16 protein-coding genes and 1 other RNA gene are annotated in these 25401 nt (G+C 26.4%); 7 read left to right on the forward strand and 10 right to left on the reverse strand.

All coding sequences use genetic code 4. From position 1 onward, the window contains the following. Positions 1 to 122: 122 nt before the first annotated feature. Both MPUT_RS03155 and MPUT_RS03160 read right to left on the reverse strand, forming a co-directional pair. Complete coding sequence (locus tag MPUT_RS03155; protein WP_014035336.1) at positions 123 to 1532, reverse strand: BspA family leucine-rich repeat surface protein; 1410 nt, start codon at positions 1530 to 1532, stop codon at positions 123 to 125. A gap of 203 nt (positions 1533 to 1735) precedes the next feature. Beyond that, complete coding sequence (locus tag MPUT_RS03160) at positions 1736 to 2623, reverse strand: Cof-type HAD-IIB family hydrolase (RefSeq protein WP_014035337.1); 888 nt, start codon at positions 2621 to 2623, stop codon at positions 1736 to 1738. A 164-nt stretch (positions 2624 to 2787) separates the two neighbouring features. Here MPUT_RS03160 and msrB point away from each other — a divergent pair, with 164 nt between their 5' ends. After that, a complete protein-coding gene (gene msrB / locus MPUT_RS03165; RefSeq protein WP_043714034.1) occupies positions 2788 to 3717 on the forward strand; it encodes a peptide-methionine (R)-S-oxide reductase MsrB in 930 nt (309 codons plus the stop codon). 88 nt (positions 3718 to 3805) lie between these two features. Here msrB and oppA read toward each other — a convergent pair whose 3' ends face one another. Genes oppA through oppB form a run of 5 tightly spaced genes read right to left on the reverse strand, consistent with a single transcriptional unit; the run spans position 3806 to position 12563 of the window. After that, positions 3806 to 6706, reverse strand: coding sequence for an oligopeptide ABC transporter substrate-binding protein OppA (gene oppA / locus MPUT_RS03170; RefSeq protein WP_014035339.1), 2901 nt, complete (start codon positions 6704 to 6706; stop codon positions 3806 to 3808). Between the two features lie 14 nt (positions 6707 to 6720). After that, entirely contained in the window at positions 6721 to 8568 is a 1848-nt protein-coding gene (locus MPUT_RS03175) for an ATP-binding cassette domain-containing protein (protein WP_014035340.1), read from the reverse strand. Between the two features lie 2 nt (positions 8569 to 8570). Then, positions 8571 to 10268 carry an oligopeptide ABC transporter ATP-binding protein OppD gene (oppD, locus tag MPUT_RS03180; RefSeq protein WP_014035341.1) on the reverse strand — a complete coding sequence of 566 codons (1698 nt, stop codon included), beginning with the start codon at positions 10266 to 10268 and terminating at the stop codon, positions 8571 to 8573. A gap of 16 nt (positions 10269 to 10284) precedes the next feature. Beyond that, entirely contained in the window at positions 10285 to 11301 is a 1017-nt protein-coding gene (gene oppC, locus MPUT_RS03185) for an oligopeptide ABC transporter permease OppC (protein WP_014035342.1), read from the reverse strand. Between the two features lie 17 nt (positions 11302 to 11318). Then, positions 11319 to 12563 (reverse strand): oligopeptide ABC transporter permease OppB, encoded by a 1245-nt coding sequence (gene oppB, locus MPUT_RS03190; protein WP_014035343.1) that lies wholly within the window; start codon positions 12561 to 12563, stop codon positions 11319 to 11321. Positions 12564 to 12898: 335 nt separating this feature from the next. Between oppB and MPUT_RS03195 the strand changes: the two genes are divergently transcribed. From MPUT_RS03195 to MPUT_RS03930, 4 genes are all read left to right on the forward strand, one after another. Beyond that, complete coding sequence (locus MPUT_RS03195) at positions 12899 to 13399, forward strand: hypothetical protein (protein WP_014035344.1); 501 nt, start codon at positions 12899 to 12901, stop codon at positions 13397 to 13399. A gap of 99 nt (positions 13400 to 13498) precedes the next feature. Then, positions 13499 to 16189, forward strand: coding sequence for an alanine--tRNA ligase (gene alaS, locus MPUT_RS03200; RefSeq protein WP_014035345.1), 2691 nt, complete (start codon positions 13499 to 13501; stop codon positions 16187 to 16189). Between the two features lie 116 nt (positions 16190 to 16305). Further along, positions 16306 to 16905 (forward strand): AAA family ATPase, encoded by a 600-nt coding sequence (locus MPUT_RS03925; protein ID WP_331838522.1) that lies wholly within the window; start codon positions 16306 to 16308, stop codon positions 16903 to 16905. A gap of 90 nt (positions 16906 to 16995) precedes the next feature. Further along, complete coding sequence (locus MPUT_RS03930; protein ID WP_331838523.1) at positions 16996 to 17454, forward strand: DUF4143 domain-containing protein; 459 nt, start codon at positions 16996 to 16998, stop codon at positions 17452 to 17454. Positions 17455 to 17773: 319 nt separating this feature from the next. Here the strand turns inward: MPUT_RS03930 and MPUT_RS03210 are convergent, their stop codons facing one another. Then, positions 17774 to 19942 (reverse strand): MAG6410 family transglutaminase-related lipoprotein, encoded by a 2169-nt coding sequence (locus MPUT_RS03210; RefSeq protein ID WP_014035346.1) that lies wholly within the window; start codon positions 19940 to 19942, stop codon positions 17774 to 17776. A gap of 1777 nt (positions 19943 to 21719) precedes the next feature. Here MPUT_RS03210 and MPUT_RS03220 point away from each other — a divergent pair. Beyond that, a complete protein-coding gene (locus tag MPUT_RS03220) occupies positions 21720 to 22283 on the forward strand; it encodes a CinA family protein (protein ID WP_014035347.1) in 564 nt (187 codons plus the stop codon). Positions 22284 to 22557: 274 nt separating this feature from the next. On the opposite strand, the gene MPUT_RS03730 is transcribed toward MPUT_RS03220, so the two are convergent. Next, positions 22558 to 22842, reverse strand: coding sequence for a hypothetical protein (locus MPUT_RS03730; RefSeq protein WP_043714038.1), 285 nt, complete (start codon positions 22840 to 22842; stop codon positions 22558 to 22560). A gap of 584 nt (positions 22843 to 23426) precedes the next feature. Further along, positions 23427 to 23836, reverse strand: a transfer-messenger RNA (tmRNA) gene (ssrA, locus tag MPUT_RS03680). Positions 23837 to 23987: 151 nt separating this feature from the next. On the opposite strand from ssrA, the gene mgtE reads away from it, so the two are divergent. After that, complete coding sequence (mgtE, locus tag MPUT_RS03230; RefSeq protein ID WP_014035348.1) at positions 23988 to 25394, forward strand: magnesium transporter; 1407 nt, start codon at positions 23988 to 23990, stop codon at positions 25392 to 25394. Positions 25395 to 25401 lie beyond the last annotated feature (7 nt).

The following is a 25401-nucleotide window of genomic DNA, read 5'->3' on the forward strand; positions in this document are numbered from 1 at the left end:
TTGCATAAATAATGGTATTGTAACCCAAAACTTTTATAGATTTACATTGCTCTAAGCTACATCTTAGATTGATAGTATCAGATAATTACAAATTATAATAGTTAATCAAGTTGCTAGTCTAATTACTTAACAACCTTAAGATCAAGTTCTAGTCCAATTCTATTATTGATTTTTAATCTAATTTTTTTATTTAATAAACCTTCTGGATCTAAATCTGTTATTTTAGATTCTTTGCTAAAACCAGTCATTAATTCAACTGATTCTACATTGTCAAAATTACTATTCAATTCTTGCTTAATCACTTCTAAAATATCTTTGTATGATTGTTTGGCTACTATTTTATTTTGTAAACTTTGATTTAAAAAATTTTTTATACTATTTTTAAATGCAATTAGATTTGTGTCTCTGGTTATTGATAACGGCAAGTTTTTGTCTTCTCAATCTCTTACATGCTTTGCCATAAACTCTCTTATATTATCTACTGGTAATTCTCAGTGTGATAAATCTTGGTTAAAACTTTTTGCACTTCAAAAAATTGCTTTATAGTTTTTTGGATCTTTAATATTTAAAACAAATTTATCTCCTAAAGATTGATTAAATGATGAAGCAATATTAAACATTGCTGCCATATTAGTAACTTTTGAAGTATCAAATTTATCTCCTAAAGATTGATTAAATGATGTTGCTTGTTGAAACATACCTCACATATTAGTTACTTTTGATGTATCAAACTTATCACCTAACGAAGAATTAAAGGCAAGTGCACCTTGAAACATTGATCTCATATCTTTAGCTTTTGAAGTATCTCAAGTTAAAGCTTGATTAAATTTTTTGGCAATAAAAAATGCTTTTGAAAAATCAGTGACATTGCTTGTATCTCAAGCTTCTATTCCTTTAATAGTTTGGTTTTGATTTGATTCAAAAACTTTGGCTAGACTTGTAATATATTCAGGTAAGAATTCAGAAACTTGTACTACAGTTTCTTTAAATTTTTCTATTACAATTTCTTTATTATCATTTGTAAAATATCCGATTTTAGTACATATAGTATCATGTTGGTCATATTCAGCTGTTAATTTAACTTTATGATTGTTAATATCTTGATCGCTAGTTTGATCATCAGTTGGGATAAATGAGATCTTAACTTCTCCTTTATAATTATTACTATTTTGTTTAGCACTAATTGTAACATTAGAAAAATTAATTCTGTTATAAGAAAGTTGCGATAGATCTAAATGATGATTTTTATTTAATAAATTTAATTTATCAGTTATATATTCTTTATTTATATTTTTTAAACGGATTACTCCAAGTGATTTATTAGTTATTAAAGTATCTAAATCAAGTTTTTGATCTTTGTTTTCTTTTTGTAAATCATCAGATAATCTTTCTTTATTAGCATGAGTTTGATCATTTGCTGTTTGGCTAATTCTAGAAATTGCAATTGCTGATGTAATAATTGTTAAAATAATAGTTAAACTTAAAAAACTTGTGAGCGATCATTTTTTTAGTTTATTTTTGTTTTCTTTCATAGTTTTCCTTTCAAATTTCTAATTGTTAGTTAATATATTTTAATAATAAGATTACTTGATCTTATGAACTATATTGTATTAAGAAAGCACATCTTTAGCAAACCTAACTAAGTTTAAAATACTCTAAGATACGTAGGATAAAAAGATAATGATAATAAAAATAGTTATTAAATAAAAAAATAACTAAGCTAGTTAGTTATTTTTTACATCTCTTCACCATTTAATAATCCATTTAAATAATGTCCTAAGCCACCTTCATCATTAGTATAATGAGTAATTCCCTTAGCAACAAATTTTAAACCATCAATAGCATTTTTCATAGCAATTCCGTGACCTACTACTCTTAACATATCATAATCATTTAATTGATCACCAAACGCAATTGCATCTTGTAAATCTTTATTATAATACTGAGCTAGAAACACAGCAGCAAAACCTTTATCAGCATTTTTATTAGTTAAGGTAATAAAGGGTTTTTCACTTTTGGCTTTCACACCATATAAAACATTACTTTGAATTTTAACAGCATCTTGATATTTAGTCAACACACGCAGAACCTGATCTTTAACTTGATTAGATTTTAGTTTTAAAACAATGTTGTTGCTAGGATCTGTTCAAAGTTCATAAGGTGAACCTTTAATAAATACTTTAGTTTCATCTTTAGGATCAATTTCTTTTAAGTGAAAAAAATCACCTAAATCTTTATCTTCTTTTCAGATTAAGGTCTTATTATAATATTCAATTAAAATGTTGTCTACAGCATCTTTAATTTCTGGTTCATTAATAATTTGCATAATAATATCATTGTTGATTGGAAGAATAATTCTTTTTAGTTGTTTTTTTAATGGATCATGAATATGAGCTCCGTCAAATGTAGCAACTACAGTATCACATCCTAGTTCTTTATAAATATCTTTCATAGCTCGATAAGCTCGACCAGTAACAATACAAACAGTATGACCTTGTTTCATAGCATTTTGTAAGGCATTTTTAGTTACAGGATGAATTTCATCATCTGTAGAACTTTTTAACACAGTACCATCTAAATCAACTAATATTAACCTTTTAACATCTAGTTTTTTTAGCTTCATAATACTACTCCAATCTACACTATATAATTATAAAAAAGTGGTTAAAAAATAACATATCTAGATAATTATTATTAGTCTAAATATTTTATTAATAAATAACATAAATAGTTATCTAATTTATAATATAAATTAAAATATTAATTTAGGAGGTAAGGAGGTAAAAAATGATGAAAACAATTTATCTTGCTGGTGGTTGTTTTTGGGGAGTTCAAGCATATTTTCAAAAACTAAAAGGAATAGTTAAAACTGAAGTTGGTTATATTAATGGAACAACTAAACGTACTTCATATTATAGTTTAAAAAGAACTCTACACGCTGAAGCAGTAAAAATTGACTATGATCCTAAGATTATTTCACTTGAAGAAATAGTAGTTCACTTATTTAGAATTATTCATCCTGATTCATTAAATAAACAAGGAAATGATGTTGGAATTCAATATCGAACTGGTGTTTATTATACTGATATTAATGATCGTAAAGTTATTGAATCAGTATTTAATATCTTTAAAAAGAACTACAAAGAATTTTATGTTGAACTTGAAGAAGTAAAAAATTACTTTACTGCTGAAGAATATCACCAAGATTATTTAGAAAAAAATCCTACAGGTTATTGTCACGTAGATTTAAGTATTGATCTAAATTTAACTGATCATGAACAAGAAATCTTAAAACAAGTTAGAAAAGAACTTTCTTTAGATCAACTAAGTTATGATGTTTTAAAACATTCAGCAACTGAAAGACCACACACTTCAGAACTAAATAAAGAATACAGAAAAGGCATCTATGTTGAAAAAATTTCTGGAGAAGTATTATTTTCTTCATCAGCTAAATTTGATTCAGGTTGTGGGTGACCAAGTTTTAGCCAACCAATTAAAAAACAAGCTGTTAGTTATTTAGAAGATACTTCACATAATATGTTAAGAACTGAAGTACGTTCTGGTCAAGGAGATAATCATCTAGGTCATGTTTTTAATGATGGGCCTAAAGATATGGGTGGATTAAGATATTGTATTAATGGTGCTGCTTTAGATTTTATTGCTTTAGAAGATATGGATGAAAAAGGATATTCTGAATATAAACAATACGTTAAATAATTAATATTATAAGTAGAATCAAGGTAGCAATACCTTTTTTATTTGAGTTAAATAATAAAAAAGTTGTGTTTAACACACAACTAATTAATTATACTTTAGATTTTTTAGGTTCTACTGCATCATTTCAATTTCCTTTGAAATTATTAATGTATTGACCATCTTCATTAGGATATAGAGATTGATATCCTGTTTTCTTTTCTTCGTTAAATTTATTAAGTTTTTTATTAAATTCATCTCTTTGCATTATATGATTTTGAAGTTTTACTCCAACCATACGATCAGGTTGACTTCCAATAGGAAAACGTGATATTGTTAATTGATCAACAAATGAAACAGTAGGTAAAAACTCAGATTCTCTAACATAAGTAGGAATTATTAATGCTGATGATAAGTTTAAATAGTTTTCAAGTTTGGCTAATTCTGTATATCTATCTTTTTTATCAGATTTATTTTTATCAACGTTTTCAACTTCCTTTGATAAAAATTCGGTTGCTTTCTTTAATTGTTTATAGTGTTCTTTATCCGATTCAATAGACTCTGTCTCCGTAAAATCACCATTACTTCCTTTATTGAACACTTTATCCATATTCATAATATAGTCAAACGCTCCACCGTATAAAACTGTGTAAAGATAGTTTGTTGGATCGGCATAATCTGGAGATCAACCAATTTCCATTATTGCACTTTTTCCTTCTCTTACTAATTCACCATATTCTTTAGCAGTTCCTGGTTCATATGGATCAATAACAAATGGTGAATTCATATCGCTACCATTTTTTTTACGCACTAAAAAGTTAAATGTCTTAAACGCTTGTATTAGATAGTTTTTGTAACCACTAGAACCTCCTGTACTTGAATTTCCCGGATTTATCAAGAATGGAATAGTCAATGGTTTTGAAATGTCAACACCAACTTTTTTCATATCTTCGCTAACTTGTTTTTTTATTAATTCTACTTTTTTATGTAAAAAAGATAGTCTATTTTCTTGTTCAGGATAAGACTTGCTCTCATCAACTTGATCATATTTACCAATCAAATTAATAAATTGATTAGCTAAATCTTCATTTTTAAAACTAACTTTAGATGAATCTTGATATAGTTCGTCAATTTTACTAATAGAAGTTTTTTGATCATCATCTTTCAAGAATGCTAGTAGTGCCAAAAGATCATTTTCAAAAAAAGCATCGTTACCTGGACTAAGTGAAGATTTTTTCTGACCTTTATTACTGCTAACATTTCCAAATCTTTTATATCAGGAATTGATGTCAACTTTATCCAACAAACTCTTAGATTTTAAAATTTCAATTAATCAACCTGTTATTGATTCTTTTCCTTGATTCTTAGCTTCATCCCCTTTACTTAAATCAAAGTAGTTTTTTGCCATAAAATCTAAGTAGTCCGCAGTCTTTTCACCCGAATTTGGATCAGCAACTGGAATTTCATTTTTATTATTTTCATAAGTCGATATAAATGGACTTGTGTAGGTGTTTCTCAAAGAACTACTTAATCTTTTATTACCATCAATGGCACTAGAGTGAAATTTGGCAAAAATTGATCGATCTAATAAGTATCTAAACATTACTCTAAAAGAATTTAATGCTATTGTTTTATTTAATTCTGAATCTTGTTTTGTGTTTCTTACCGTTCTTGTGTTATTAACTAAACTACCTTGATTATCAAGTTGAACATCTTTGAATGTTGATGTACCCGAACTTTGATAATTAAACGCAAAGGCTCAGCTTGCTGTTGGTTTTGTTTTAACAACATTAGTACCCATAAAAGAGGGATCCTCTATTTTATTACCAACATATTTGCTCCAACCAGCAATATCATTTGGAACTACCTTAAATGAAGAAATATCACCTGTTTCAAAATAGTATCTACTTGATGAAGGATCTCCTTTATTTGTGTAACTAAAAAGCATTTTATGGATATGCACATTTTGTTTATTGAAGTAATGTTCGTTTCTTTTTAAGTTCAAATTTCTACCAGAAACGTATTCATCAACAATATAAGGTCCAGAGTATCACATTGTTTCATAACCAGATTGTTTTTCTGATGGTTTTGCATATAAAGTACCTGCAAATTTTGAATACCCTTGATCTTTGTCTTGAACGTATTGAACAGAAATGTCTGGCATAGGTGCAAAGCTTAAGTAAGAAATAATTGTTTCAAAATAACTTGTGGGTTTTTCTAATTTAAACGAAATGTCATAACCATCTTTACTATTACTTATAATTTTTCCATCTTTTAAAGATTTAGCTTCAATGTCTTTAGTTGACATTGTCTTATCAAGAGCCATTGTCATGGCTTTATTTTCATCATTTTCTAAATTAAAAGCCATAATAGCTCTGTCTAGATAGTAACTAGATATCATTTCTTTTTTTAATAAGTTAGCCTTTGGTTCACCAGCGTTTTCTCTATCAAAGAGCGGATTATATAAAGCATCAGGTTTTTTTTCTTTCTTGTTATAATTAGGGTCTGAGAGTTTATTTAAAAAGTTAATTAATTTATTAGCATTAGCTAGAGCAGAACTTCAAATATCTAAAGTTAGTGCTCTATTATTTTTATTAAAAACATATCTGAAGGTGTTGAAAAAGTCTTTAGCAGTAATTGCTCCCTTATCGACAGCTTTTCCATTTTCAATTGCAGTTCATTTGATATTTTTTCTAAGTTTAAAACTTCAAGTTTTGAAATCAGTATCAGCTTTTCATTTCAAAGCTAAAGCTCCTTCAAAATTATCATGTTTATCAACAGTTATTAAAGTGTCTTGTAGCTTAGAAATTACTTTACCATCTGAACTACTGTTATTAATTGCAGAGTTTCAAGTAACAATTGGTTGGGTAATTAAATCTTTATAAACTGTAGTATCTGAAATTCTTCTTGAAAGCAACTTGTACGGATTTACACCAAGTGAACAACTAACTGCGGTCATTGAACTTGAAGCTATTAATAATGTTGAAGTTGTTAATCCTAATATCTTTTTCATATTTTCACCTTCTTTTATCTTGTTTTTTTAGATTTGTAATATTTATCTAATTGAATTTGATAGTTTTTAAATTCTCTATCATTTGCATAGATATAATGACCGTTTTTAATTTCTCTTCATTTAGGAAAATCAATTAAATAATCATAGTGTTGTTCATCTGGTTTATATTCAAAATGGACTTTATTTCGTTCTTTAATCGGATCAGGTAGTGGAATTGCACTTAACAATGATTTAGTATATGGATGTAGTGGACATTCAAATAACTCATCAGATTCGGCCAATTCAACTATATCACCTCGATAAATTACTGCAATTCGGTTAGTTGTAAATCTAACAACACTTAAATCGTGAGCAATAAAGATATAAGTTAAATCAAAATCTTTTTGAAATTTACTTAACAAATTCATAATCTGAGCACGAATTGAAACATCAAGTGCTGAAATTGGTTCATCAGCAACAACAAATTTAGGTTTCATAATTAGTGTTCTGGCAATTCCAATTCTCTGACGTTGTCCTCCTGAAAACTCGTGTGGATAACGAGATAGATGTTCAGGAAGCATCCCAACAGTTTTTAATAACTCAGTGATTAGATATCTTTTAATATCACTTTCTTTGATCTGACTATTTTCATCAAGTTGTTGTTGAGTATTATTTTGATTAAATCATTTAATATAAGCTTTTCTAACTTGATCATTTCGATATAGTTCAGGAAAATTATCTAAACCTTCTTGAATAATTTCTTCAACTGCCATTCTTTCGTTTAATGAAGAACTTGGATCTTGAAAGATCATTTGAATATCTTTTTTATTTTCTTTAATTGCTTGTTTAGTTGGTTGTTGGAAAATCTCACCAGCTTGCAAAGCCTTATAAAAGTTGTTTTCTTGAATAATTTCAACAAGTTTTTGAAAATCTTTTACTAGTCAAGTTTCGTTTTTAACTGCATCTAATTGTCTTGAAATAATTAGCTGTTTTTGTTTAGGAGCAGTCAAAGCAACATTAATGATTTGTGCTTTTTTGGCTTTTTCAATTAAAACTGAAATTTGTTTTTGAAGTGCAATAACTTTTTTTAATCTAACTCCTAAATCATCAAAGAATTTAGAAATTGAAGTGTGATAACCTTTTTCAACTTTGGTTCTAATTTCAGTCATTTCTTGTAAAATGATATAAATTTGATTTTCGTGTTGTTTAATTTCAAACATAATATCACTAACAATCTTTTGATATTGTTTGATGCTTGTTGAAAGTTCTTTACTAGTGTCAATATATTCAAAAACTGTAGCTAAAAATTTTGAAAGTTTATCTTGTAACCTAATGATTTTTAACATTCTTTTTAGATTATCGTTAATAGCTTCAAAAACAATTCATAAATTAACATTCTTTTTAATACTTACTAGTTTAGTATCTTTTAAATTAGTTCCTTCAACAATTGTTCTTGAAACATTATCTGGATAATCTTCTAATTGTTTAGTTTTAAAATTATAGAACTTAGATTGGGTGTATTTATAAAAAATTCTTTTAAACTCATTTAAATAATCATTTAAACATAGAGAAGTTGTTAGTTGGTTTTGTTTCATTGCATCTAGATGTCTAAAGATTTTTTGATTAATAGCATAAACATTAGGAGCTTTACCTCTTAGTAGTTTATTTTCAAAAAAGATTGCTCCATCTGTAACAGGTTGAATCCCCATAATTGCTCTACCAATGGTAGTTTTTCCTGATCCAGATTCACCTACCAATCCAAAAGTTTCACCTTTATAAATATCAAAGCTTACACCTTTTACAGCTTTAACTTTATTTTTTCCACTACCAAACTGAATTAACAAGTCACGTACTCTGATGATTTTTTCTTTATCTTTAATCATAATTACTCACCAACCTTTGTTTGTTTAACGGCATCTTTTAACATTTCTAATTGTTTTGGTCGATCAATTTTAGGAGCACGTGGATCTAATAATCAAGTTTTTGCATAGTGAGTATCTGATACTTTAAACATAATTGGTTCGTATTTGTAATCAATAGCTAAAGCAAATTGGTTTCTAGGAGCAAATGCATCTCCGCTAATTTGTTTAAATAATGAAGGTGGTGTTCCAGAAATTGAATATAAATCTTCACCTTTTTTACCTAGTTGTGGCAGTGATAATAACAATGATCAAGTGTATGGGTGTTGAGAGTTGAAAAAGATCTCATTAATTGTTCCATATTCAATAATTTGACCGGCATACATAACTGCAACTCGATCAGCAACATTAGCAACAACACCTAAATCATGAGTAATAAAAATTACAGTAAACTTATATTCTTTTTTAAGTTCTTTAATTAGATCTAACACCTGAGCTTGAATAGTTACATCTAAAGCAGTAGTTGGTTCATCACAAATTAAAATTTTTGGTCTACAAGCTAAGGCAATCGCAATAACAATTCTTTGTCTCATCCCTCCAGAATATTTTCTCGGAAGATCTTTATAACGTTTTTCAGCGTTAGGAATACCTACCTTTTTCATTAAATTAATTGCTTCGGCTTTAGCTGCTGATCTTGATAATTTATTATGAAGTCTTAAAACTTCAGAGATTTGAAATCCTACACTTAGTAAAGGGTTTAAAGAAGTCATTGGATCTTGAAAGATGGTTGCAATAGTTCCACCACGAAGTTGTTCTAAACTCTTTGATGTTTTTTTCTTGATTATAAAATTTGGTAGTTTAATAAAATTTCATAATTCTAGTAGTGATTCAATTTTAGCTTTGTCAAGTTTTTTTGTTTGTTTAGAAATATCAGTTAAGATTTCAAGTATTAAACTTTCAAAATCATTTTTAAACTCAATATTTGCTAATTTATCTAAATACTTATTTGCTAGATTTAGATCATATTCTAAGTCATCTTTGTTTTTAGTAATATAATTGATGATTTGATAATATTGAATCTTTTTAAAGATGGAAACTGATTGAAAGTTAGCGTTTTCTTGTTTTAACTTATTAATTGTTCTTTGTAATTCTTGGATTTTGAAATCTAATTTTTTAGGATTTTTTAATAATTCTATTTGTTTATTTAGCTCTGCAACTTCTTTAATATAGCTATCACGTTTAGCTAATTGTCTATTATTTTTAGTAAACTCATATTTTTTTAATTCTTGGATTTTAGTTTCTAATTCTTGGATTTTGAAATTAATTGTATCAACTGTTATGGTTTGTAAGTTTTTAGTCTGAGCTTGAAGTTCTTTAATTTTCAACTGATTATGTTTTCTAATTTGTTTTCTAGAATTGTTTTCTAAGTTATTTTTATGAAAATCAACTAAGTTAGTCTCTTTAGAAAAATTTGATCAGCTTTGATTAGAATTTTGATTAGGATAATAAGTAATTGAACCATTAGCGATATATCCATTATCTTCTAACATATTAGTTAAAGTTTTAGTAAATACTGATTTACCAGATCCAGATTCACCAACAATTGCAATAGTTTCACCATCATAAATATCAAAACTAATGTTTCTTATCGAAGTCAAAACTTGAGAACGAACTCTGAACTTAACAACTAAGTCTTTAATAGATAAAATAACTTTTTGTTTCATAATCAAGTCGGCCTTTCTAACGATGGTTTTTTGGATCTAATGAGTCTGCAAATACTTTTAATACTAAGAAAAATAATAATGAAATACTTGAAATAAAAATCACTGGAATAATGATTAGATGTGGAAAGACTTGTCATTCAGTTCCACCAATAGCTAGTTCTAGAATTTTACCAAGTGAAGTAGTTTTAATCCCATCAACAAATCCTTGACCTAAATAAGAAAGAGTTGATTCAATTGAAATGGCAGTTGGAATTGAAAATACTGCAACTTGAATTAATATTGGTAGGATTTTAGGTAAAATGTTTTTTCTAATAATTTTGCTTGATTTAGAACCAAGTGTAAGTGAAGCGACGTTGTAATCTGAATCTCTTACAGCTAAGACTGTAGTTCTTACGTTTAGTGCCGGTCCAATTCATGCTTGAACAATTACTCCCAGAATCATTGGTCAAAAACCAGTTCCAAATATCGAAATAATTAGAATAATCATAACTAGTTGTGGAGCAATTAGAATAATAGCTGTTATTTGATAAAATAGAATATCTAACTTTCTAAAATAACCCCAAACAAGACCAATTAAAATTCCAATTGATAATTGTAATATTGTTACAACAAAAGAAAAAGCAAGTGTTGTTCTTAAACCTAGTCAGATTTCAATTCAATAATCTTCACCTTGTTTTCCTAGTCCAAATAAGTGTTGTGCACTTGGAGCTTGTGCTGATGATCCTGGTCTAATTAAAGGAACGGCTTCTTTTCCTCAAGGAACGATAATTGACATAAGAATTATTAATAATAAGATGCTAGTACATATAATAAAAGTTTTACTTGTAAATAAAATCTTTGCAACTGCTTTTCAATAACTATAAGGTTTAGTAGCAATAGATTCTGAAGTTTTTTCTTGTAATCCAACATGAGTAAATAAACTTGGATCAAGATCGTTTAAACTAATACCATTTGCTAATTCAAAAGATTGGTATTGTTCAGGTGTAAAACTATAATAAACATCTTTTGAGTTTTTTGATTGTTTATTTTGCATAACATACCAATCCTTTCTTATTTTTTAGTTAAACTAATTCTTGGATCTAATCAAACATAAATTAAATCTGATAACAGTGAAGCAAATATTGTTGCAAATGAAGATAATACTGTAAATCCTAAGAATACGAAAAAGTCATTTCCACCTGCTGATTTGATAATGTATTGACCCATTCCTGGAATTGATCATTGAGTTTCAGTAAGTATTGATGAACCAAAAACAGTTAAAATAATTTGACTTGGAATTGTTCTAATTGTTCTTATTCCTGAATTTCTAAAGATGTGTAGATAGTATGCTCTTTTTGCACTCATACCTTTAGCTAGAGCAAATTTTACATAATCAGATGTCATTTCTTCTAAAACATATCTTCTAGTATAAGTTGCTACAATCGGTATATTAATAATTACCATGGTAATAATTGGTCAGAATCTTGTAGCAAAACTTCCACTATTATAAAGTCCTGAGTTACCTAGTATTGAAACTGAAAAAATAAAGACAGCCAACACAATTACTAGTGTAGGAAGTGCTATTAGTGCAGCTGAAGCAGTACTTACAATTCCATCAAATGCTCTATTTTTCTTTTTAGCTTGTTGAATACCTATCACAATACCTAAAAAGTTAGCAATTAAAATTGCAATTGACCCAAAAACAAATGAATATGGCATTGCTTTTCTAAACAGTTCTAAAACATCTGAACTTTCTTCAGCAATCGAAGGACTTGATACAACTCCTAGATAAACAAATCTAGTTTGATAGATGATATTTGATTCAATTACCTTGTTTGTTGCTTGATCTAATGCATATTCAGCATTGACTAAAATATATTTAGGAATAAATGGTGTAATATTTTTTAAATAATTTAACACTTGTTCTAAGAAAGGACCATAAACTCCAAATTTTTTCATTCTATCAATCATTAGCTCATCTAATTGAGCTTTTGTTAGTTTTAGTTTTTCGTAGTTTGGAGGAAGATATTTAACATCAGGAGTAATAGCTCTTGTAATTGCATAAAGTATAACAATCGCTACTAATAAAGTAAGTAATCCATAAAAGATTCTTTTAAATGAATATCCATATAAAGGGTGTCTTACAAAAAATTTATAAATATTAGCACTTAGATCACTATATCAGTACTTAAAAGCTGTTAGTTTACTGATCTTTTGATGTTTATCTAATTCTGAAGATAAATCAAATTGTTCTGATAAAAGTTCGGTTTGAAGATCGATTTTTTGATCATAAACAGTTTTTTGTAATTCTTTCATAATACGCTCCTTTCATTAATCAATTTAACAAGTATTTTTCTCTGTTAAAACTTATTTATTCTTTAGAGAATAACATTTAAAAAGAAAAAAGTAAAAAAAATAACACTAAAATAAATTTTTTTATTAGACCAAATTGGTGTTGTTATTAATTTCAACTAATAAATTATCATTATTAAACTAGTAATTATTAAACTAATTTTATTGCAACATATTTTAAGTTACTAATATTATTTTCTAACAAACCACTCTTAAGTTCAATTAACAAATATTAGTGTTTGTTGTAAAATATTAATTAACTTTTTTATAACAATTAATATTAAAACAAAGGATTAAAGATGAAAAATAAAGTCTCAAAAGAAATTAAACAGAATAGAATTGATGATAGAAAAGCTCATAACAAAGAAGTTGAACAAAAGATTCAAGCTGTTTATGATAATTATTCTTATCACTCAAAAGTCTTAGAATACAATCAGCTAAAAAAGTTAAGATGACAAGACTGATTAATTATTTTAGCTATTTTTGTGGCTGGGTGTTTATTGTCAGTGTTATTTGGATATTTAACTTTAAATATTAGTAGTATTTCTAGTTTTAGAAACTGAAAAGGTGTTGGATGGTTTGCGATTTTTTATGCAAGTATTTTAGTTTTAATTGCTATTATTATTGGTTATTTAAGAAATAAACATGCTATGGAGTTTTTTAATGATCGAAGAAGACGTTATCAAAAAACACTACAAAATTATGAAGCTAAATTAGTTAGAATTAAAAAGATCTTTTGATCTAGTTCTTTTTTGATGTTTCTTTTTGCAATTGTTATTTATTTAGTGTTTAATATCTAGTTTTTATCGCACTAGCTTGATTATATTTTTATTACTCTGTTAGGTATAATTATTATTAATAAGTAATCATTTTTGCACTTTTTTAGAGGGAAAAATAATATGAAAAAATTAACAGCTGATCAAATTCGACAAATGTGATTAGATTTTTTTAAATCAAAACAACACTATTTTTTAGAACCAGTTTCATTAATTCCAGTTGATGATCCATCTTTATTGTGAATTAATTCAGGAGTTGCTACTTTAAAACCTTATTTTGATGGTAGAAAAACTCCACCTTCACCAAGACTAACTAACTCTCAAAAATCAATTAGAACAAATGACATTGAAAATGTTGGAGTTACTGCACGTCATCACACAATGTTTGAAATGTTAGGAAATTTTTCAATTGGTGATTATTTTAAACAAAAAGCTATTCATTTAGCTTGAGAATTATTAACTTCACCACAATGATTTGCAATTGATAAAAACAAGTTATACATAACTGTTTTTAATGAAGATTTAGAAGCTTATAAAATTTGAACCGAAGAAATTAACATACCAAAAGATCATATTTTTAAACTATCAAGAGATACTAACTTTTGAGATGTTGGTCAAGGACCATGTGGTCCAAACACTGAAATCTTTTATGATCGTGGGCAAAAATGAGATCCGAATAACATTGGACCAAAACTAATTAGTGATGATATTGAAAATGATAGATACATTGAAGTTTGAAATATCGTATTTTCACAATTTAATAACAACGGAAATAATAACTACACTGAATTACCAAGAAAAAATATTGATACTGGTGCCGGACTAGAAAGACTTGCTTCAATTTTTCAAGATACCCCAACTAATTTTGAAACTGATATTTTCTGACCAACAATTAAAAAAGTTGAAACAATTTGTGATCCTAAATTTAAATACTCATTTGATAATTATTTCAATCCTAAGGCTAAACAAACAAGAATTAATACAGCCTTTAAAGTAATTGCAGATCATATTAGAGCTTGTACATTTGCAATTAGTGATGGTGTTTTTCCTGGAAATAAAGATCGTGGATATATTATCAGACGTTTAATTAGAAGATCGTCTATTTTTGGAAGAGAACTAGGAATTAGTAAAGCATTTTTATACACTTTAGTTTCACAAGTAGTTAGTGCTATGAAAGAATTTTACCCATACTTAGAACAAAAACAAGCCCTAGTTGAACAAACAATTAAAGCTGAAGAAGAAAAGTTCTTAAAAACACTATCAAAAGGTTATGAATTATTAGAACAAATTATTAAAGATGAACAACAAGTTTCAGCTAAACACGCTTTATTATTATTTGAATCTTACGGCTTTCCAATTGAACAAACTTTAGAAATATCTCAACAACACAATGTGCAAGTTGATGTTGAAGGTTTTGAACAATTACTAGAACAAGCCCGAGATACTGCTCGAAAGGCCAGAAAAGACTTAAAAGCTTGAGATAAACAAAATGAATTATTTACTAAATTAGATGTTGAATCAGAATTTACAGGTTGAAATGAAACATCAAGAAGTGATGCAAAAATTGTTTATATGTTTACAAATAATAAACAAATTGATTCAATAACTGATTCGGAAGCTTATGTGATTTTAGATAAAACTCCTTTTTATGCTGAAAAAGGTGGACAAGCGGCTGATACTGGTGTTATTTCTAATAACAATGCTAATGCAATTGTAGTTGATGTTCAACAAGGTCCAAAACACCAACACATCCACAGAATAGAAGTTTCAGGAACCTTAAAAGTTGGTGATGTTGTTAGTGCTGGAGTTGATCAAGATAAACGCTTCTATACAATGAAAAATCATTCAGGAACTCATATGATTCATGCTGCTTTAAGAGAAGTTTTAGGAAACAGTGTAATGCAATCAGGATCATATAATGATGAACATGGTTTACGTATAGATTTTACTTTCAACCGCTTAGCAACAAGCCAAGAACTAGAACAAGCTGAAAAATTAGTTTTAGAAAAAATTAATCAACATATTGACAGAGAAACTTACTTTTGTAGTTTACAAGATTCAATTAATAAGTATCATGCTCTAGCATTTTTTACTGAAAAATATGACGATATTGTAAGAGTTGTTAAATTTGGTGATTTTTCTTCAGAACTATGTGGTGGGACTCACGTTGATAATACTTCTGAGATTGAAGATTTCATTATTACAGGTCTAGAATCAAAAGGTAGTGGTTTATACAGAATTAAAGCACTAACTTCAAACAAAGCTGTCAGTGAATATTTAAATGAGCAATTTAAATTAGTTAAAGATGATGCTGAAAACATTATTGAAAAATATAACCAAAATAAAACTATCTTAGAAAATAAAATGATTGAAGAAGTGTTTTCAGAAATCAAAAGTTTAACTATTACAAAACAAAACTTAGTTGTAATCAAAGAATTGCTTGCTAAATTAAAAGAACTATTCAAAGATTATGATAAAAAAGTATCTGATTTATTAACTGCATCTAAGCTATCTCAATTTAATAATCTAAAACCAGAATTAAACCAAAATGGTGTTAATGAAATTAAATTATTTACAAAAGATTTAACTATCAAAGATTTAAAACAATTAGCTGATGACTTGAGAAATAAATACAATGATCTAATTGTAATATTAGCTAGTCAAACAAGTGATACAAACTTTATAGTTGTTGGCGTAAGTGAAAGCTTACAATCAAAATATAAAGCGATTGACATTTTTAACAACCTCGAAGGATTAGAAACAAAAGGTGGAGGAAATGCCAACCTTGCTCAAGGAAAATATATTAAAAAATAATTTTAATTCAGACCTCAAAAGCTTAAAAATTAGCAAAATGAGGTTTTTTTATTAATTTTTAACAATCTCATAAACAAAAAAGGTAGAATTCCACTCAAAATGTTTGTGGATAAAGTATGATTAAGCGCGATTTTTATTTACAAAAACTAATAAATAAAAAAGATAATAACCGAGTGAAAGTTATAACCGGAATAAGACGATGTGATAAATTAGAGCTTCTTTTTACTCTATATAAAAAATATTTGTTATCTTGAGAAATAAAAGAAGATCAAACTATAGTACTGCAACTTGATGGAGATGACAGTATAAAATATAGAAATCTCCTTTTATTAGGCGAACATATTAGATCTAAAGTAACTAATAATAAGAAAAAAAATTATGTTTTATCGATGAAATTCAATTTTGCTATGCTGTTAAAAATTTTTATAATTGATGAGCAAGAACCAAGTATCACATTTGTTGATACTTTATTGGGTCTTATGAAGATGAAAAATTTAGATATTTATGTTACTACAAGCAATTCTAAAATGCTATCATCTGAAATTCTAACTCAATTTAGCGATAGAGATGACAAGATTGATGTTTATCCTTTTTCATATGATGAGATATATTATTTGTTTGATAGTCAAGAACGAGCCTTAAATCACTATATAAATTATGGTGGTGTGCCTGAAGTTTATAACTTAAAACTGATATTAAAAAACTGAACATCTTAAAAATCTAATACAAACAACTTATATTAGAGATGTGATTCTTAGATTCAATATTAATAACCAAAAGATCTATTAGACACTTTATTAGATTTTGTGGCTTTATCAATTGGTTTGTTGACAAGTCCAACAAAATTAGCTAGAAGATTTGAATCAGAAGCAAAAATTAAAACAACGCACACTACAGTTAAAAAATACTTAGATTATTTTGAAGAAAGCTTTGTTCTATCTCATGTTAAAAGATTTGACATCAAGGATAGACAATATTTTAAAACTCTTTTTAAATATTATTTTACTGATCTTGGTTTAAGAAATGCACGTTTAAATTTTGGACAAATTGAAGATAATCACATAGTTGAAAATATAATTTACAATGAACTAATAAGACCTGGTTATTCAGTTGATATCGGAATGGTAGAACATAATTTTAAAAAAGATGATACAAGAGTTAAAAAACAACTAGAAATTGATTTTGTAATCAATTTATCTAGTCAAAAATACTACATTCAATATGCAGATAATATAAATACTAAAGAGAAAAAGAACAAGAAATAAATTCTCTTTTAAAAGTTAACGATCATTTTATTAAAAAGATTGTTATAGTAAAAGATGATATTATTGCTAAACATGATGAAAGCAGAATATTATTCATGGGACTTAAACAGTTTTTATTAGATCATAATAGTTTAGACTTATAAAAAGTAAAAATTAATTTAAATAAGCAATTATTGGAACTCCAAACCTAAAATAGTGTTTGTAAGGTTAGGTTTTTTTATTTGTATTTTAATAAATAACTAGAGGGTTAGTCTTTTTAGACAAACTAAAAAAGTTGCTCTTAAACTTAAGAACAACTTATATTATAAGTATTAAATTTTTATTTATAAATATTAATTTTTACAGGTTCAGAAGCAAGGTTCAAACCATTTGCTTTAGTTCTGATTTCATATGTCGCTGGTTTTAGATTTTCTAGCTTGTTTGTAGTTATAGAAATTCAATCACCTTGATTTTTAACACGATATTGCATTGAGCTATCAACTCCAATTATTGAATTTGAACCATCTTTTCTAACAATTCTATCAATGTCGCGTTCTTTATTTAAATCAAACACTTTTATATCAGATTCAAAAGTGTTAGTATCACTTTTTTGTCTTACATAAACTTTTCCTATAACAACATCATTAGCAACAAAGCCTTCACCACTAACATCTTTTCATTCACCAAAGTTATTTCTATATTCTAGATTTGTCTTTACATTGGTAAATTTAACAGATTTATCACTTATAGCTTCTAGTTTAACATCTGAAGTTTGTCCTCTTTTAACTTCAAATTTAATCTCATTGTTATTTAAATTAAATTTATAGCCCTTAACTTTGATAGATTCTAATTTAACATTAACATTGCCAAAACTATCAAAATGATCTAAATGTAAAATGTAAGAATTTTTGTTTTGTTCAACCTTTTTGATCATAGCATTTTTAACTACAAAGTGCTTTGGAGTTAGTTTTTCTAAATTATAATCAGAACCAAAACTTACTTTAATTGCATAATTTGCTGATGCATCAAATTTTTCTATATTTGCATCAACAGTCTTAACATCTATTTTTTCTCCTGCTTTTTTAAATTTATATGTAACTTTTCTAAATGAAGTATAAGAATAAAGATACTTATTGACATCTGCACCATCATCTGATATTTCTAGACCTTTTTCTTCTAAAACTTCATTAATTTTTTTATAAAGATCTTTTCTTGATAAAATCTCTAATTTAGAAGGAATTTTTTCTAATTCACCAATTTTTATATCAGCTAGTGCTCTAATATCATCTTCATCTTTTACAAAATTTTCTAATTTTAAATTTCTAAAGCGTTGTCCTTTATTTTCAACTTCGCTTTTTAATTTATCGTCAGGGTGAAAGTCATCATCGTGAGTTAGAAAATATTCGAACTTTGTCTCACCATGGTTATGATCTACTCTATCGCTTGTAGCATCAACATGGTATCATTCACCATCTATTTCAACTAAGTTTCATGCGTGTTTCATACCAGAAATTTCTCTAGCACTTTTTCCAGTTATAATCTTGCAAGGAACACCCATCTCATCCATAAACATCTTAAATGCTTTTGCATAACCTGTACATACTGTTTCTCTATCGATCAATGCTGAATATGCTGACTGTTTATAATATACGTTACTTAGGTTGGGATATTTAACCTCTTTTGTTATTCACTTATAAGCTTCAGTAATTCCTTTTAAGGTTGGCATATCTTTTCAACCTTTTTCTTTTACTATCTCTATTGCCTTATTTTTTGCAATTCATTCTTTGCCTTCGTGCTCAGATTCAATAGTAACTAAAGCTAAATATAATGCTCCTTTATGTTCTGCTCAAACTTCAATTGTTTGTGGATTTTGCGGATCAAACTTTTCAGAATATACAGTTCCGTCTGTAGATAGATTAAGAGTAGAATTTCCTTTTTGACCAGCTTTTATAAATTCATCTTGAGGATATCTAATTCTTTGATATCAATTAACATCACTACTAATAACTTGACTATTTTTTGAATTTAATAATTTAAGTTGTACTTTTTGTTCTTTTGAATATAGTGATATTCTAGATTTTTCTAATTTGAAATCGGGATGAGAATAATAATTTGAAGGTAAATCATTTTTAAAGATAATATTTCTAACATCTTGTTCTAACAAGTGTTTTTCTTTAAAAGGTTCAGCTATTTGTTTAGTATAGAATTCTTTTAATTCAGCTTCAGTCATTTGCTTAGTTTCAACTTCATGTTCAACAACATTACTTGCATTATCATAAAAATTTGTGTGTGATGAACTATTAGAAGAATTTGTTCAATCAATTCTTGGATTAGAATGTTGATCATCTGAGTTAATATTTACTGTTTCATTTTCAGAATAAGAATCATTGCTTTTTGAAGTATTGTTTCTTTCTAATCTAATAGTTGAACAACTGCTAGTAATAAGACTAATTGATAACAAACCCAAAGCAAAAGAAGTTGATAACAAATGTCATTTCGGTTTCTTCATGTTATATCTTTTCCTATCTCCAACTTTATTTATCGTCTACTATAATATATCAATTTATTTTCTATTTCAACAATATGTCATTGTTTCTAAAGTCCGTATTGGAAGCGTAAGCTTCAAGTGTGATTTTTTTATGTCCGATAATCTCAGCTTTTGATATCACTTTTAAAAAACTTGGAAAATTGAAAATATTATTACAGAGTGCTGCAGTTGGTTAAGAGACTTAGCTCCTATGCACATGCACCCTTTAAAGAGAAGATAAGCCTCTACTTCACTACTTTCATTTTGCTTGTTTTCAAGCAGTTATTTACTCTTATTAATAGTGTTAACAATTATCTTTTAATTCAATGTTGGTTTATTTTTATTTTCTATAAACTAGTTTATTTAGACTATTATACTTTATTTAGTTTTTATAATATTGACTAAATTTATATTAAATTTCTCTCATTTTATCGAAAAAATTGACTTAAATATTAATTTTATTATTTTATGTAAAGTGATGACAATTATAAATCTTGTTTGCATTCACAACAAAGAATAATAATTAAATTTTTATATATTTCAGGTATTGTTTAATGATGTTTGATAAATGCTTTAAATGATAAATAAATTATTTAAAAAAAACTATTCTAATTAAGTTAGATCTTTTTAAACAAATAAAAAAATTTTAATTACAAAATATCCAGTATTTTGTAATTAAAATAACTAGTATTTATAGTAATTATTGTTTATTTTAGATGTTATAGCATATTAGACATAGTTAATTATTTATTTTTTTATTATGTTGTTTCTTTGACTTGATTTTTTTTAATCTATGTTATTTAAGCCTTAATTCAAGTATCTAAGAATTAATGCTTAACACCTGTTTTGGACAAATATACAATACCAATAGCATGTTTGTTAGCTATTTTTACTAAATGATTAGTTTTAATTGCTATGACTTTTTGTAAATAGTTAGGTCAAATCCTAATAAGTTTTAAAAATAGTTTTATAGGTATTTAAAGTAGATAATACGTTTAACTGCTGTAATTAAAATTTTAAAATTTTAGTAATATTAGTGAGCAAAAAGATATAAGCAATAATTAAAGAGTAACTATCATCAAGATAAATTGTTCAACACATTTAATAGTTTTATCTATTGTTAACCTTGAAAAATAAAAACTTAAACAATATATCGATATTCTTACTAACTCAGATATTTAAAGTTTATTAAATATAGATCTCTCTTTTTTAAATACTTAATCATTTTAACTATTTTTATAATTTGACTAAATTTATATTAAATTTCTCTCATTTTATCGAAAAACTTAGATTAAATGGTATTTTTTATTTTTATAGTTAATTTAGATTTATCACAAATATAAGTTTTTGTTTTATCAATAAAAAATGTTATAGTAGATGCTTTTTCTTTATATGAGTTAAAAATAGTTTTTACTAATAAATGACTTTTATTTCAATAAAAAATGTTGAAACTAAAATGTTTTTTAATCATGATTAACTTTTAAATACTATGACTTGCTATTAGTTTTAATGACAAGTTTTTAAAACGTTTTAATAGTGAAAAATATCTGATACATTTTTACAATTAGGAAAAACAGTAATAATATATAAAACTATAAAAAAATAAGAATAAGGTCCGTTTTAGCTAACATTATTTCTTATAGTGTCTAACTTAATTTATTCTACATACAGATTTTTTAAGACTATTTTATTTTTAAATTTTTAGATAAAATAAAGTTATTAAAATAATAAAGTAATTAGAACAAAAAGAGGTTTAAAAATGACAAATTTAGATCAATTAAGTGAAACATATCCTGAACTACTTAGTAAAGTATTTAGAGAAGTGTTGCTAAAAAATTATTTTACAATTGCTACTTGTGAACCATTTAGTAAAGGTGTTCTTTCTAAAATATTTGAAAAGCTAGACCTGGACAAAAAATATTTTAAGGGTGAATATAAGGGATATTCAAATAACATAACTTCAGAATTTGTTAAAAAAGAAAAAGACATTATTAAAAAATATGAAAGAATAAGAATAAAGCAGACAATAAAATTAGCTATGATGGCTAGAAAGAAAATGTCATCATCTATGTTTTTTCCAACCACGATTGGTATAGCAATTACTAGCTACAGACAAAATGATTATGATAAATTTAGTAATGATTGCAGCTATAAAGAATCAACTCAATGAGATAAATATTATATTGTTATTTCTACACCATATAAAAACATAGTAATAAAATCAGAACCTTTTCCTGTAGGTGTAAGAAGTAAGGTAATTTGAAGTTGCGTTTCCCAATTAACTTTCAAATTATATGATATTTATAGAGATTGATTTGAATAATAAAATAATTAGCAAAACTATTGCTTATGCTACTATGTTAAATCTATTTCAACATTAATTGTCGTGCTAACCTCTTATTTTAAACCTTAAATTAATTAGCAAAATATTTTGGATAAATGGTATAGGTTCTCTTTTTTAATAAGATGAACCTTTTTATTTGCAATAAAAAAGTGCTTATTTTAGTAAAATTTTATAAAATTTCACTTTTGATAATTTTGCACTTACACTTAAATTTATAATTTAGTAACTCTTAAAAAGTTAAAAACTTTTATGTTTAATTAATATTAACTTTATGAATATTAGAAGCTAAGAAATTATCATGAGCTTTTGCTCTAAATTCATATGTTCCTCTCTTTAAACCTTTAAGTTTAGTTCCAATAATTTCTTGTCATTTACCATCTTGATTTGCTAGAAGATATTGCATTGAGTTATCTACACCAACTATTGTATTAGAATCATAAGTTTTAGCTGTATAATAAACATCTGAAGCTTCTAAGATTTTGATGTTTTGTACATCTGAAGTAAATTTATCAACAGAATCTTTTCATCTGAATTGCAACTTACCAATTACAATATTATCTGCTAAAAGTTTAAATAAAACAGTTGATAATATTATAAAAAAACAATAATAAAGCTCTGATATTAAAATGTATTATTGTTGGATTTGGAAATTTAGCATATAAAAGAGATGATGATATTTTAGTTATTCCCATTAACGCACTAAAAGATTAATTAACTTTGCTTGCCTTTTAAAATATATACTTTATCTTTAAAAGAACCAATTGCTGTTAATTTATTGTCTTAAATTAATTAATTTAATATTACTCTACTTCTTGTTGGTGAAACATTCAATAACTTATCAATATTAACCCTTTTAACTTTAGAGTGTTTTTGGGCAAATTTAAAAATTGAGTGAACCTTTTTATTTATAAAACTTGGATAATTTCTCTATTTTTAAACATGCGAAATTTAAATGCACCACATTCATTTTTCTTTATTACTTTGTTTTTTATTAAATGAGAGATTTTATTTGACTTTTACCAACACATGTTGGTATTTTTTATCTTTTATGTTGCTGTTTTAAGTTATTAATAAATTAAAAAAGCTTGGAAAGTTTCCAAGCTAGCTTATTTTCTATAAAAATGGTGGAGATGGCGAGAATCGAACTCGCGTCCAAAATAAACCTACACATACTTTCTACAGTTTAGTTAATTTTCTAATTTGATTCTTAACTAAAATTAACTAAAGGCTAAGAATCATTTGCAATTAAGTTTTAGATATATTTATTGCAATCATAAATCCTATTAGACTTGGGTAATACGGTTATAGATAAAGCCCAAAATACCTATAATTCGTGAAACACTATAACTATTAACTAGTTATTAAGCAAACATTAAGTTTGCTCCAGCTGATGCATTGTTGATCATAAATGCTGGCATTTCAAATTCTTCAGTTTTTTTGTTTGCGTTTTTTTAAAACCTAGAAGTATTTATAGTCTACCACACTACTGCTTATATATGCTGATTTTATCCTGTCGAAGCCATGACATCCCCAATTTAAATATTAATAAAAACCAAAAATATTGCTGTTATTAAAACTTTTTTAAATAAGTTAAAATAATTGTAAATACTTTTTAGTTTACAGTCTTATTATATAAAAAAACTGCGATTGTTACTAATGTTAAATTAAGCAAGGAGTCAAAAAATGATAAATGCTAACTATTTAGAAGAGCAAATTTTAAAGCTGTATAAGTCCAAAAAAATTCAAGAGATACTGGCAATTATTGATGATACTCAGCCAGCTGATTTTGCTGAAGTGTTAAACCACATAGATCAAGTAATTGCTTTTGTAATTTATAAAAAAATTAAAAAACAACAAGCAGCTGAAATTTTTACTTACCTATCAGATGATTTAAGAGAATATATTCTAGCAAATATAAGTGTTACTAAGTTAAAAGAGTTGGTCAATGAACTTTATTCAGATGATATTATCAATGCTATTGAAGATATGCCAACTGAAATTGTAAAAAAAGTTTTTGATGCCGCTTCAAAAGACCAAAGAAAAGAATTGGCTAACATTTTAAAATATGATGATTACACCGCTGGAAGTATTATGAGTGTTAATTTTTTATCAATTAGAGAAACTAAAACAGTTTCAAAAGCAATTTCACTAATTCAAAAAAATCACGATGAATATGATGAAATTGATGATCTTTTTGTTGTAAACAAACTAGGTCAACTAATAGGAACTATTGAAGTTAAAGACTTAATTTTAAATGAAAATACCACTAGAATTGGTGAATTTATGAATAAGAAATTTATTTCTATTAATTCAAACCAATCACAAGAAGAAGCATCAAATATGTTTAAAAAATATGATATTAATACTTTACCTGTTGTTGATGATAATAACATTTTAGTAGGAATTATTACTGTTGATGATGTTATCGATGTTTTAATCGAAGAAACTAATCAAGATATTCAAAAATACATAGGAATCAAAACTTCAGAAACTAATTATTTTGAGACTTCCATTTGAAAGATGTTTAAATCAAGAAGTTTATCATTAATTCTAGTATTGTTATTAGGTTTTATTACTAATATTTTGGTGGTTTATTTATTTAAAGCTTATAATCTTAATTTTGAGAAAAATTCATCTCAACAATTTATGTTAATGTTGTTTCCTTTAACATTGATTATTTCTGGAGTAATTGCTTGTTCAGCTAATCAAACTTTATTAATGGCCGGAAGAGCAATTAGTCTAGAACAATTACACAAAAAAGACTATAAAACCATCTTTACAAAAGAGATCGTAGTTTCATTAATGTTATCTATTAGTTTAATTATTTTTAATTTTATTAGAATGATGCTTGTTTATTTAATTGAATATAAAACTGATTTTAATAATAAATACATTTGATTAAGCATTTTAGTAGCAAGTATTGGGATCGTAGTTTCAATCTTAGTATCTAACTTAATAGCGTTAATACTACCTTTAATTGCTCGTAAAATTGGACGCGACTCTTCAGCGATCTCACTTCCTTTGATTACTTTAATTGTTGATATCATTGCAGTTATTGTTTTTTTAGGTATTGGAATATGATTTATTTAGCAAAAAA

The organism is Mycoplasma putrefaciens KS1, assembly GCF_000224105.1.
GTDB classification, from domain to species: Bacteria; Bacillota_I; Bacilli_A; order Mycoplasmatales; family Mycoplasmataceae; genus Mycoplasma; species Mycoplasma putrefaciens.